The sequence below is a fragment of the Pseudomonas sp. BT-42-2 genome (genome assembly GCF_025847435.2).
Lineage (GTDB): Bacteria > Pseudomonadota > Gammaproteobacteria > Pseudomonadales > Pseudomonadaceae > Aquipseudomonas > Aquipseudomonas urmiensis.
In genome coordinates this window covers 56,412-69,714 of record NZ_JAOYTM010000025.1, presented here as the reverse complement: position 1 = coordinate 69,714, position 13,303 = coordinate 56,412, and the positions used below count along the sequence as shown (strand labels likewise).

At 61.9% G+C, this 13,303-nt stretch carries 6 protein-coding genes; 3 read left to right on the top strand and 3 right to left on the bottom strand.

What is annotated here, in order from left to right; translation table 11 throughout:
- Positions 1 to 286: 286 nt before the first annotated feature.
- Both OIU19_RS24035 and recQ read right to left on the bottom strand, forming a co-directional pair.
- A complete protein-coding gene (locus tag OIU19_RS24035) occupies positions 287 to 724 on the bottom strand; it encodes a MarR family transcriptional regulator (RefSeq protein WP_264237100.1) in 438 nt (145 codons plus the stop codon).
- A gap of 128 nt (positions 725 to 852) precedes the next feature.
- Complete coding sequence (gene recQ, locus OIU19_RS24030; protein ID WP_264237099.1) at positions 853 to 2,994, bottom strand: DNA helicase RecQ; 2,142 nt, start codon at positions 2,992 to 2,994, stop codon at positions 853 to 855.
- A gap of 246 nt (positions 2,995 to 3,240) precedes the next feature.
- Here recQ and OIU19_RS24025 point away from each other — a divergent pair, with 246 nt between their 5' ends.
- On the top strand, positions 3,241 to 3,828 hold the full coding sequence (locus OIU19_RS24025) for a YecA family protein (protein WP_186557503.1): 588 nt from the start codon (positions 3,241 to 3,243) through the stop codon (positions 3,826 to 3,828).
- A gap of 7 nt (positions 3,829 to 3,835) precedes the next feature.
- Positions 3,836 to 4,198 carry a YbaN family protein gene (locus OIU19_RS24020; RefSeq protein ID WP_264237098.1) on the top strand — a complete coding sequence of 121 codons (363 nt, stop codon included), beginning with the start codon at positions 3,836 to 3,838 and terminating at the stop codon, positions 4,196 to 4,198.
- 72 nt (positions 4,199 to 4,270) lie between these two features.
- Here the strand turns inward: OIU19_RS24020 and OIU19_RS24015 are convergent, their stop codons facing one another.
- On the bottom strand, positions 4,271 to 11,392 hold the full coding sequence (locus OIU19_RS24015; RefSeq protein WP_264237097.1) for a retention module-containing protein: 7,122 nt from the start codon (positions 11,390 to 11,392) through the stop codon (positions 4,271 to 4,273).
- A 484-nt stretch (positions 11,393 to 11,876) separates the two neighbouring features.
- On the opposite strand from OIU19_RS24015, the gene OIU19_RS24010 reads away from it, so the two are divergent.
- Positions 11,877 to 13,250, top strand: coding sequence for a TolC family outer membrane protein (locus OIU19_RS24010; protein WP_264237096.1), 1,374 nt, complete (start codon positions 11,877 to 11,879; stop codon positions 13,248 to 13,250).
- Positions 13,251 to 13,303 lie beyond the last annotated feature (53 nt).

The window sequence follows — 13,303 nt, the reverse complement described above, 5'->3', positions numbered from 1 at the left end:
ACCCTTCGGCGCAGCCGAAGGCGCGAGATGTAGATTTGCGCAGCAAATCGTAGGCCGCGCGGGCCCGGAAGGCGCCGGCGCGAAGGGATCCCGCCACGGGCGGGACTGATGGTGGAGCGACAGACCTTTTGGTTACTTTTGGCTGGGCCGGCACACCGGGCGTTTGCCAAAAGTGACCCGCCGTAAGGGCGGAAGGGTGAATCAGCGTCTCCATCGCAAATGGATATACACGCCAATCCCAAAACCATCCCAAAACCACCCAAAAGCCGCAAAAAACTAAGCGCCCTCAGGACTTCTCAAGATTACCCAGAATCCGCGCATGCACCCGCATGCAAATCTCCAGATCCGTCTCATCAACCCCACTAAACAACTCAATCCGCAGCTGGTTGGCAATGGTCTCGATCTGATCGATCAACGGCTTGGCCGGCGGACAGAGCACAATCTTCTTCGCCCGCCGATCCTCCATCACCGCCTGGCGCCGCACCAATCCCTGGCTCTCCAGGCTATCGAGCAAGCGCGCCAGGGTAGGCCCTTCAACGCCGACACTCTGCGCCAGCTCACGCTGGGTCGGAGCCTCTTCGAAACGGGCCAGGTGCAACAGCACCAACCAGCGTGCCTGGGATAGATTGAGCCCGGCCAGGCGCCGGTCCAGCTCGGCGCGCCAGCCGCGGGACATCTGGGCCAGCTGCATGCCGAAGCGATGTTGGTTGTCAGTCAGGGGCATAAACAACTCTATGGATAGAACTAATTATTAGTCAGCTAACCATGCTCCAGCCCTCCAGGCAAGGCTGGCTGAGCCATAAGCGTCCGATAAACGTCAAAAAGCATGACAAAGGTCATCAGTACAGCCCGTTACAGCTCAAACTCCGCAGCCAGCGCCGCACGGATGCAATACAGCACGCCTTCCGGCACCCGCTGGCCGAATTGCGGGGCGATAGCCGACACCGGCGGCAGCTCGCCCTCGCCATCGAGGAAGGCATCCTGCACTTCCATCAGCAAATCCTCAGGCAGGTCCAGGGCCTGATCCAGGCTCAGCTCCTGGCGGCCAATGGCTTCGGCCAGCAGGCTGTAGACGTTCTTTTCACTGCAGTTGAGCTGGCCGGCAATCTGCGCAGGCGTCATACCGGCGCGGGCCAGGCTGACCAACTCGTGACGCAAGTCGAGCACCACCTTCGGTGCCTCGGCGCTCTCGCCGCCGTTGAGCACTTCGAGGAAAGCCTGGCCATAACGCTCCAGCTTGCGGGCGCCGACGCCGCTGACCTGGGCCATGTCGCTGAGGCTGGTGGGTTGGCTGCGCAGCATTTCCAGCAGGGTCGAATCGGGGAAGATGACGTACGGCGGTACGCTGTGCTCTTCGGCCAACTTGCGCCGCAGGGTGCGCAAGGCCTCCCACAGCTCGCGCTCTTCGGCACGCACCAGCTGGCTGGCTGGGCTACCGCCGCTGCTGGAGGATTTGGCCGTAGTCTGCGGCTTGAGGTCGCGGCGCAACTGCAGGTTCACTTCGCCTCGCAGCAGCGGCCGGCAACTGTCGGACAAGCGCAGACCGCCATAGCCCTCCAGATCGATGTCGACCAGGCCACGGGCAACCAGTTGGCGGAACAACGAGCGCCATTCGTTTTCACCGACGGATTTGCCGACACCGAATACCGAAAGCTTTTCGTGGCCAAAATTACGCACCTTCTCGGTGTCCTTGCCCACCAGTACATCGACCAGATGACCCACGCCGTAGCGCTGGCCGGTGCGGAACACCGCCGACAGGGCCTGACGCGCAGGCTCGGTGGCATCCCAGGTCTGCACCTGGTCGACGCAGTTGTCGCAGTGCCCGCAAGGTTGCTCGAGCACCTCGTCGAAATAGGCCAGCAGCGACTGACGACGGCAGCGGGTTTCTTCGCACAGCGCCAGCATGGCATCGAGCTTGTGCTGTTCGATGCGCTTGTGGCGCTCATCGCCTTCGGAGTTCTGCAGCATCTGCTTGAGCATCACCATGTCCTGCAGACCGTAGGCCATCCAGGCATCCGAAGGCAGGCCATCACGGCCGGCACGACCGGTTTCCTGGTAGTAGGCCTCAAGCGACTTGGGCAGATCCAGGTGGGCGACGAAGCGCACGTTGGGCTTATCGATGCCCATGCCGAAAGCAATGGTGGCGACCATGATCAGGCCTTCCTCGTTGAGGAAGCGATGCTGGTTGCTCGAACGGGTCTCGGCAGGCAGGCCGGCGTGATAGGGCAAGGCCGGGAAGCCCTGCTCGCAGAGGAAGGCGGCGGTCTCGTCGACCTTCTTGCGCGACAGGCAGTACACGATACCGGCGTTTCCCCGGCGCTCGCCGAGAAACGCCATCAGCTGCTTGCGGGGCGACTCCTTGGGCACGATGCGGTAGAAAATGTTCGGCCGATCGAAGCTCGACAGGAAGCGCTCGGCACCTTGCAGGTGCAGGCGCTGGACGATCTCCTCGCGGGTGCGCATGTCGGCCGTGGCGGTCAGGGCAATACGCGGTACATGCGGGAACAGCTCGGCCAGTTGGCCCAGTTGCAGATACTCAGGACGAAAATCGTGGCCCCATTGCGAGACGCAGTGGGCCTCATCGATGGCGAACAAGGAGATATCCAGGTCGCGCAAGAAATCCAGCATGCGCGGCTGCACCAGGCGCTCGGGGGCAAGGTAAAGCATCTTCACTTCGCCCCGGCGCAAGCGCCCGGCTAGCTCGCGTTGCTGCTCGGCGCTGAGCGTCGAGTTCAAGGCAGCCGCTGCCACGCCCAGCTCGTCGAGCGTGGCAACCTGGTCGTCCATCAGAGCGATCAGCGGCGAGACCACTACGGTAAGCCCTGGTCGCAGCAGCCCGGGGACCTGGAAACACAGCGACTTGCCGCCACCAGTGGGCATCAGTACCAGCGCATCGCCGCCGTTGGCTACGCATTCGATGATCGCTGCCTGGCGCCCGCGGAAACTGTCGTAGCCGAAGATGTCCTTGAGGACGCGCTGAGCCTGTTCGAGCATTGCTAACTCCGAAATCGCCGTACCATCCTGGACACAGGCTGGACGATAAACCCGCCCTGCACACGTGCGAATGCGTAAGCAGCTTTTGCCAAAGGCCCCGCAAAAGGCTGCTCTGGCTGAAAAATCGCGGATTATACCCCACTGGCTGCTGCGAAAGGACGCTGTGCTGACAGACGTTCCCTTTGCCCCGTCGCGCCAGCAAGGTGCTAGAATTCCATATCGATTATTCCCCAAGGTAGCCCCGTAATGTCCTTCGCCGAGCAACTGACCCGCCTGCAAGCCTTCCTCGACGCCGACGAGCTGCACGAAGAAGCGCTGGACTACGTCGCCGCCCACGGCTACCTGACCGCGCTGTCGATCACTGCCGAAGACGTCCCAGAGCGTGAATGGATCGATGCGCTGTTCGCCGAGGAACCTCATTACACCAGCGATGCCCAGCGCGTCGAAATCGAAGCCACCCTGGTCGCCCTGAAAGCCCATATCGGCCGTCAGCTGGCCAGCGACGATGAATTCGAGCTGCCATGCGATCTGGACCTGACCGAAGAGCCGGACGATTCCGACCTGCGCGGCTGGTGCATCGGCTTCATGGAAGGGGTGTTCCTGCGCGAAGAAGCCTGGTTCGAGAACGCCGAGGAAGAAGTCAGCGAGATGCTGCTGCCGATCATGGTCGGTTCCGGTCTATTCGACGAGCAGCCAGAGTTTGCCGACATTGCCAGCGATGCCAACCTGCAGGACGACATGATCGTGCAGATCCCTGAAGCACTGACTGCGCTGTTCCTGCTGCTGCACGCTCCGGACGAGAAGCCAGCCCTGCTCAAACCGCGTCATCACTGATACAGCCGTGCGCTACCTGCTGCTGGCCATCGGCTGGCTCAGCGTCGCGCTGGGAGTGCTGGGGATCTTCCTGCCGGTGTTGCCTACCACTCCCTTTCTGTTGCTGGCAGCGGCCTGTTTCGCCCGCAGCTCGCCGCGTTTTCATGATTGGTTGATCAACCATCCAACGCTCGGTCCATGGATCCGCGACTACCTCAGCGGTGAAGGGATCCCACTCAAGGGCAAGTTCTACGCCATCGGCCTGATGTGGGCCAGCATCGGCCTGTCGTGCTACCTGGTGCCGCTGTTCTGGGCCAGGGCCTTCATGCTCAGCAGTGCGGTGCTGGTGAGCCTGTACATCCTCAAGCAGAAGACCTTGCGCCGGTCCTGATACTCATCCGTTTCAGTACCGGCCTCATCGCTACGCGTTTGCACTGCGATGAGGCCAGCCCTGCCAATCCGCCTACACGTTATCCACCTTCAACGAGTGATCATTGAGCATGCCGTTGATGATGGTCGCGGTGTCATGCCCCGAGGCGATCAACCCACCCGCCCCCGCCGAGACGCCATAGTGCTGGGCCAGATCGACCCCGGCCAGGTCAATGGTCTGGGTAGGCGTAGCCCCCGCCACACTGCTGACCTCGATGGTCGAGACCACGTTGCTGCCGGTACCACTGACCTTGAAGTGCAGGTAATCATCCAGCGATGCCGCCGTGGCGTTCTCGCCTTGCAGCAACTGCGACAGGTCGAGGTGATCGCTGCCTGGGGTAAAGTCGGTGACCCGATCATGGCCGCTGTCGCCCTTCTGCCAGACGAACGTGTCGTTGCCGCTGCCGCCAGTGAGGATGTCGTCTCCCGGGCCACCAATCAGGATGTCATTGCCCGCCCCACCCTTGAGCACATCATTGCCCAGCCCAGCGCTGAGCAGGTTGTCCGCACCATTGCCGATCAGCGTATCGTGGTAGTCCGAGCCGATCAGGTTTTCGATACTGACCAAGCTATCCAGGCCGCCCCCTCCGGTGTTCTGCTGACCCGCAACGTTCAGATCGACAGTCACCGCACTTGGCGCCGAGGCATAACTGGCCGTGTCGTTACCCGCCCCCCCATTGAGCAGATCATTGCCTGCCCCGCCAATCAACAGGTCGTCGCCATCACCGCCGTATAGGCTGTCGTTGCCCGCCCCCCCTACCAGCACATCGTGTCCATCACCACCGTTAAGGGTGTCGTCGCCGGCGCCCGCCAACAGCACATCATCGCCTGCGGTGCCGTTGACGACACTGCCCGCCTGGTAGGTGATATCCAGCGCAGCCGCGGTCGTGCCCCCGTGGTTGTCGTTGGCCGTGTAGCTGCCGTGATAGACCTCATTCTGGGCATTGGCGTAGTCGATCACCATGCTCAGTTTGTACAGCTCGGCCGCCTTGCTATTGCCAAAGGCGTTCTCGGTATTCACCACGTGGATGCTGTACAGCCCATCGTGGTCGGCGGTGAAGCTGCTGCCATTGGCGACGGTCTGATAACTGCCGCCGCCTTCTTTCCACTCCAGCAGCAGGTTGCCTTGCGGCCGATCGTGATCGAGCTTGAGCGTCTCGCCCTTGCGCAGGCTAACGCTGATCACATCCTCATCGTTGGCGTTGCCGTTACTGATCGAGCCGAGGTAGCCCGCAATCACCAGCGCAGCGGTCATCGAAGCCGAGTTGGCGACGAAGGCGCTGCGCTCGAGCGTCTTGAGCTGATTGGCAGACTTGTTGTCGCTGCCGTCGAACTTGATCGGCTGGCCGCTACCACTGGCAGCGAAACCTGCCCCCTTGTCGGCGAAGCCTGTGTTGAAGGTGATCGGCGCGGCGCTCAAGCGGTCATGATCAGGGTCGCTGTCATTGGCCAGCAGGGCCTCGGCAGGAACGCTGAGGCTAGCACCGGCGATATTGGTGATGATGTGATCATCGCCCGCCACGGGGGCCTGGTTGCTGTTGATCTTGACCACCAGGTTGGCGCTGCCGGTATCGCCATCGTTGTCGCTGACGGTGAAGCCAAACTTCTCGACCTGGCTGCTACCGCTGTCCTTGGGCGGCTTGTAGGTGAACTCGCCAGTGTCCATGTCGACCATCAGCACGCCGCCCAGGGCGGTCTTGATACCGAGGGTATGGGTGGCAGGATCGAACGCCGCCTTGTCCACGCCGCCCACGGCGCTATAACCGCCCTGCCCGGCATTGGCTTTCGGGTCGAAGGTGTAGGTCACGCCATCGACCAACAGCGCCTTGATGAAGCCCCCATCGGCACCGAAATGACCGCCACTGAGCAAGCTGCCGGTGATCGGCGAGCCCTGCACTGTCCCCGTGAGCACTGCACTGAGCTGGCTGAGGTCGGTTACCACCACCGAGTTGGTGTCGGTGTGGCTGGTGCCATCGTAGGCCAGTGGGTTGAGGTTGGTTTCATTGACCCCCGTGCCCATGCCAATGGCGTAGGACTTGATGCCATTGCTATCGAGGAAGTTTTCCCAGCTGGTTTCCCGTACCGGCGTCATCGCATGCCCGGTGGTGGGCTCGCCATCGGAGAAGAAGTAGCTGATGTTCTGCGCACCCAGCAACTTGCCCTCTTTGCCGAATGCCGTCTGCGCGCTGCTGGCGGCGGAATCGTAATAGGTCGAGCCGTCCGCCTTGAGACCGGCGACGATGGCCTTGGCCTGGTCAATCGAGACCCAGACATCGGACTTGACCGAAGCACCGGTGGCGAAGGTGACGATCTGCACCTTGATATCGCCCATGTCATCGTACTTGTCGAGCAAGGCGTTGATCGCTTCCTTGGCCAGATCCAGACGGCTCAGGCCTGGTACACCGGATCTTAAGGTCATGCTGCCGGATACATCGATCACCAGCAGGATGTTGGAGTCCACCTGGCCTGGGGTGATCGAGCGTTCGGCGCAGACGGCCTTGGGCACGTCATCGACGATGTTGATGGCAATGGTGCTGGTGATGCTGTTGCCCAAAGCGTCGGTGGCTTTGTAGGTGAAGGTTTCGCTGATCCGGTTGGCGCCGTCGTCGGCCCCTCCCGGTGTCTTCGGTGCCGAGGTCAGGGTATAGGTGTAGGAGCCATCGGCCTTGAGCAACAATTGCCCGAATTGGCCGGCAGCGTCGCCGACCAGGCTGTAGGTCAGCGGGCCGACACCGCCGCCGACCGAACCGACCAATGTGCCCGAAGCCGTCTCGGCGGTGGAGCCTGGATTACTGCCGGTGACGTTGCCGGCCGCCAGGTCGTTGCCGTCCTTGTTCAGGTCCAGGGCTTTCTCGTACACCGTGACGTCGTTGTCGGCACACGCGACCAGTTTGCTGTCATGCACCTTGATGCTGATGGTGGTGGTGCTCTGGTCACCGTCGGCATCACGAATGGTGTAGACGAAGGTGTCGGTGGCCCCCGCGGGTGCCACGCTATTGGGATTGGCGTGATAGACCGCATTGCCCTTGGCATCCAGGGTCAGGTAGCCATAGTCGCCCTGCACCTGGGTGGCCAGCTGGCCGACCGCCGAGGTCGAAGTGTCGGAGCCGGCACGCACGCCGACCACGTACTTGCCATCCGCCGCAACGTCCGCCCCGATCACATCGTTGTCCAGCACATTGCCAGTGACCGTACCGCCCTCGATCACAGTTGCCGTGTCGCAATGGGCCTTGGGCACATCGTCGACGATGCTGATGACGATGGTGCTGGTGGTGCTGTTGCCGGCCGCGTCTTTCACCTGATAGGTGAAGGTCTCGGTGGTGACATTCGCCCCGTCGTTGGCCGGTACCGGCGACTTGGGCGCCGACGTCAGGGTGTAGGTGTAGGAACCATCGGCGTTGAGCTTGATCTGGCCATACTGGCCTTCGGCATTGCCGACCAGGCTATAGGTCAAGGCACCCACGCCCCCGGTGACGGCGCCGAGCAATGTGCCAGAGGCTGTTTCGCCGGTCGACCCTGGCTGGCTGCCGACGACTGTGCCGGGCGCCAGGTCTTGGCCGTCCTGCTTGAGATCGAGGGCTTTTTCGTAGACCTTCACGTCAGTGTCTTCACAGGCAACCAGCTGGCTGTCGTGGACCTTGATGGTGAGGGTGGTGGTGCTTTCATCACCGTCGGCATCACGGATGGTGTAGACGAAGGAGTCGGTGGCACCGGCCGGCGCCACGCTGTTGGGGTTGGCGTGATAGACCGCATTGCCCTTGGCATCCAGGGTCAGGTAGCCATAGTCGCCCTGCACGTTGGTCGCCAGTTGGCCGACTGCCGAAGTCGAGGTATCGGAGCCGGCGCGTACGCCGACCACGTACTTGCCATCGCTCGGTACATCGGCGCCGATCTTGTCGTTGACCAGCACATTGCCTTCGACCACGCCACCCTCGTAGACACCGACGAAATCGCTGTAGGCCTTGGGCACGTCATCGACGATGCTGACGACAATGGTGCTGGTGGTGGTGTTGCCCAGCGAGTCTTTCACCTGGTAGGTAAAGGATTCGCTCAGGGTATTGGGGCCATCGTTGACATGATTGGGCGAGTTGGGCGCCGATGTCAGGGTATAGGTGTACGAGCCATCGCCATTGAGCTTGATCTGGCCATACTGGCCGACCGCGCTGCCCACCAAGGTATAGGTCAGGGCGCCAACGCCTCCGGTGACCAGGCCCGCCACCGTGCCAGAGGCGGTTTCCGCCGTGGAGGTGGGGTTGCTGCCTTGGACGTTGCCCGCCGCCAGGTCATTACCATCCTTGCTCAGGTCCAGCGCATTTTCGTACACCGTGACCCCACCCTCACCGCCCACCACCCACGAACAGTCGTGCACCTTGATGGTGACAGTGGTGGTGCTTACGTCACCGTCCGCATCGCGAATGGTGTAGACGAAGGTGTCGGTCGCACCGGCTGGAGCCACGCTGTTGGGGTTGGCGTGGTAGACCGCATTGCCCTTGGCATCCAAAGTCAGGTAGCCATAGTCGCCCTGCACCTTGGTTTCCAGCTGGCCAATCGCCGAGGTCGAGGTATCGGAACCGGCGCGCACGCCCACCACATACTTGCCCTCGCCTGGCACGTCGGCACCGATCTTGTCGTTGATCAGCACATTGCCTTCGACCGTACCGCCTTCGTAGACACTGGCAAAATCACTTTGGGCCTTAGGGATGTCATCGACGATGTTCACATCCAGGCTGCCCGTTGCGGTGCTGCCGTCGCTGTCCTTGGCGATCACCGTGAAGCTTTCCTGCAGGCTGTTGGTGCCATCGCCAGGGGCATGGGTCTCGTTGTCGAGCAGGGTGTAGCTGTAGCTCACCACCCCGGTGCTGGGGTTGTAGCCGGTAATGGTCAGGGTGTTGCCAAGGGGGGTGGTGAGCGACTGCGGGAAGCTCACCGGCACACCGCCGCTGACCAAGGTGATGCCGCCAACGCTCAACGTCTGCAGGCCGTCCGGCGCGCTCACGGTGAAGCTGCCGCTTTGGGTCAGCGCACCCTGGTTCGGCGCGCTACCGTCGGCCAGGTTCTTCTCGAACACGGTCAGTTCGCCGCCATTGACCTGCAGCCCACCCAAGGTCACCGGGTCGTTGAAGTTGCTGACGTTCAGGGTCAGGGTGGCGCTGCTGGTATCGCCATCGGCGTCTTTGATGGTGTAGGTGAAAGTCTCCACCCCACTGGCGCCACCTTTGAGGCCTTTGAAGTCCGGATCGTTAGTGTTGAGCGTGTAGGTATAGCTGCCGTCTGCCGCCAGCACCAGGGTGCCGTAGGTGCCGGTGAAGGTGCCGCCGATGATCGGACCACCCGCCACCCGATCAGCGCCTTGCTGGTCATTGACCAGCACATTACCGGTCAGCTCGGTATGCTGCTCGGTCGCGGTAACGGCGTTGGTGTCGTGCTCGGCCTTGGGCACGTCATCGACGATGTTCACGTCCAGCTTGCCGGTGGCGCTGCTGCCGTCGCTGTCCTGGGCGGTGACCGTGAAGCGCTCATGCAGGCTGTTGTTGCCCTGGCCGTTGGCGTGGGCCTCGTTGTCGAGCAAGGTGTAGCTGTAGCTGACGACCCCAGTGCTGGGGTTGTAGCCAGTGATGGTCAGGGTGTTGCCCAGCGCCGTGGTGACTGACTGCGGGAAGCCCACTGCGACCCCACCGCTGACCACCGTGATGCCGCCGACACTCAGGTTCTGCAGGCCATCGGGCGCGGTCACGGTGAAGCTGCCGCTCTGGGTCAAGGCGCTCTGATTCGGCGCGCTGCCATCGCCAAGGTTTTTCTCGAAGACGGTCAGTTCAGCGCCCTGCACATCCAGCCCAGCCAAGGTGACTGGATCGTTGAGGTTGCTGACGTTCAACGTCAGCGTGGCGCTGCTGGTGTCGCCGTCTGCATCCTTGATGGTGTAGGTGAAGGTTTCCTGGCCATTGCCACCGCCCTTTAGACCTTTGAAGTCCGGGTCGTTGGTGTTAAGCGTGTAGGTGTAGCTGCCATCTGCTGCCAGCACCAGGGTGCCGTAGGTGCCGGTGAAGGTGCCAGCGATTACCGGACCACCGGCGACACGGTCGGCGCCCTGCTGGTCGTTGGTCAGGACATTGCCGGTCAGCTCGACATGCTGCTCGGTGGCCGTCACCGCATTGCCGTCGTTGACAGCCTTGGGTACATCGTCACGAATCACCACATCCAGGCTGCCGCTGGCGACGTCACCATCGGTGTCGCTGACCAGCACCGGGAAGTGCTCACCGAGGCTGTTGTTGCCAGCGCCGTTGGCGTGTTGCTCGGCACCGCTGAGGGTGTAGCTGTAGCTCACGACGCCGGTTGCCGGGTTGTAGCCGGTGATAGTCAGGGTATTGCCCAGAGGCGTAGTTATCGACTGACCGACACCCGTGACCGCCCCTGCCGTGACCACGTTGATCCCGCCGACGCTGAGATTGAACACACCGTCAGGCGCCACCACGGTAAAGGTGCCCTGCTGAGTCAGCGCGGCCGGATCGCTGTGCGAGCCCTGGGGCAAGTTGGCTTCATCCAGGATCAGTTCACCGGGGCTGAGGTCCAGCCCTCCCAGGCTGACCGGATGATCTGGCTGGTCGACTGGCGGTGTGGGCGGCAGCGGGCGAGCGATCGAGGTATCGATGTCCAGGTCCCCCAGCTCACGGCTGGCCAACTCCGGAATGCCATTGAAGCCTGCGGTGGGGAAGCCGATCTCGGGGTCGACCTGCCCAGCCACTTCACTGAGCATGACGAAACTGTGCCCGCCCCCCAACGCGCCGGGAGCGCCGCCGGGGTTCTGACCCGCCGCTGGCGCCTCGCCTTCTTCGGTTGGGTCGGCACCCGCTGCGATGGCTTGTTGCAAGCGCTCGACATCAGTCAGCTGTGCCTGGCTCGGTGCTGCATCCTGGCTATGCACTTGAGGCGCGTGGTTGGCCAGCAGATCTGCGCTCATCGTAAGGCTGCTGCCACGGCCCAGGGTCAGCTCTGCACCGTTGTGCAAACGCACGGCGACGGCACCGGCACTGCCGGTCTCCAGCTGCTCACCGGCGAACAAGCGATCGCCCTCCACCAGCAGGCGACGGCTGCCATCACCGTCGACCGCGAATACCTGACCGACCACCTTGCTGACCACACCGATTAATTTAGCCATGCGCGCACGCCTCCCCTGCTGATCGGATTTCGCAGCCAACTGGCGTACCGCAGATCAGGAGAAGCGATGGATGCCGAGCACCCCGTTCGCGTCTGTCTCAACCATGAGATTGGAGCTCTCAGGTGACACGCGAGGCGATAGCAATGATGAACCTTTGCCATCATTGAGCGACAATTTTTTGTCGCCAAATACCGCCTTGATCCCCTTTTCCATTTCGCTTAGCTGCAAAAATTCTGGAACCTTTCACGATGGCCCAAATCTGCTGTTTTCAGCGCGTATTCCGGACCATCTGATAAGAACAATGTCCCGTAATCCTTAGACCGCATAAGTTTTTTTTCGCATATCCATTATGAAAAAATCTTCTTAGCTCGCCCGCTAAATGTTCTTAGCTCTGTTGTAACAAACCTGAGACGGTTTGCTCACTATATTTCGTCATTTTATTGACGAACGCAGGACACATTTAGAGACCAGGGAGATGTACCCCATGCGCGTTCTTACCCCCATCACCAGTGCAATCCTGTTGGCTGCGGCGTGCGCCAACGTTCAGGCGATGTCGCTTAACGAAGCTGTTCAGAACGCCGTGGACCATCACCCGGAAATCAGCTCTTATCGCAACAGTCGCCTGTCTGCCGATGAAGATGTGAAATTTGCCCGTGGGGGGTTTTACCCAAGCGTTGACCTGGTAGCCGGCTACGGCCGCCAGCGCTCCGACAACCTCAACACCCGCGGGCTCAATCCTGACGGTACGCGTAACCACAACAAGGAGACGCTGAACTACACCCAGTCGGAGCTGCGCCTGCGCCAGATGATCTTCGACGGCTTCAACACCGCCAACGAAGTTGGACGCACCGAGGCGGTGGCCAATTCGCGCGCCTACTACACCCAGGCAGTCGCCCAGGACATCGCCTTGCGCACCATCGAGGTGTACCTGGAAGTGCTCAAGCGTCGCGAGCTGGTGACGCTGGCCAAGAACAACCTGCAAGCCCACCTGCGCGTCAACGACCAGATCGGTCTGCGCAGCGAGCGTGGCGTCGGCAGCACCGCTGACCTCGATCAGTCCCGCGCCCGCCGCGCCCTGGCAGAAAACAACCTGGATACCGCCGAAGTCGATCTGGCCGACGCCGAGGCCAACTTCTACAGCGTGGTCGGCCGCGTTCCCGACGAGCTGGAAACGCCCTCCACGATCAAGGTGGAAATGCCTGCCAACCTGGAGGACGCGCGCCGCGGCATGCAAGAGAACAACCCCTATCTGCGTTCTGCCCAGGCCGACGTGAATGCTGCCGAACAACAGTACGAAGTGGCCAAGTCCCCCTTCTATCCACGCCTGGACGCAGTGCTGGCCACCGGCGCCAACAACAACCTGGGCGGTGAGCGCGGCCACAGCAACAATGACTGGCAGGCTGGCGTAGAGCTGAGCTACAACCTGTTCCGTGGCGGCAGCGACAAGGCTCGCCTGCAGTCCGACGCGCACAAGATCAACCAGGCCCTGGACATCCGTAACAATGCCCTGCGCGAGCTGAACGAAAACCTCAGCCTGTCGTGGAACGCCATGAACAATGCGCGCAAGCAAACCCCTACCGCCCGCGAATACGCCGAGACCACCCAGCGCGTGCGGGCGGCCTACCAGGACCAATTTGGCCTGGGCCAACGCACCCTGCTCGATGTGCTGGACAGCGAGAACGAGCTGTACAACGCCAACCGGCGCTACACCGAAGTGCGCTACACCGAGGAGTATTCGATGTACCGGGTGCTGGCGACCATGGGTGAACTGCTGAGCAAGCAGCGCATCTCGCTGCCTCCCGAAGCCATTGCCAAGAGCGAAGTACGCAGTGAGGCCAGGTTGCCCGAGATGCGTTAGGCGTTCAGGGAGCTACGTTCGGACGGAGCCGTACCCCCTCCAAATGCGGCAGG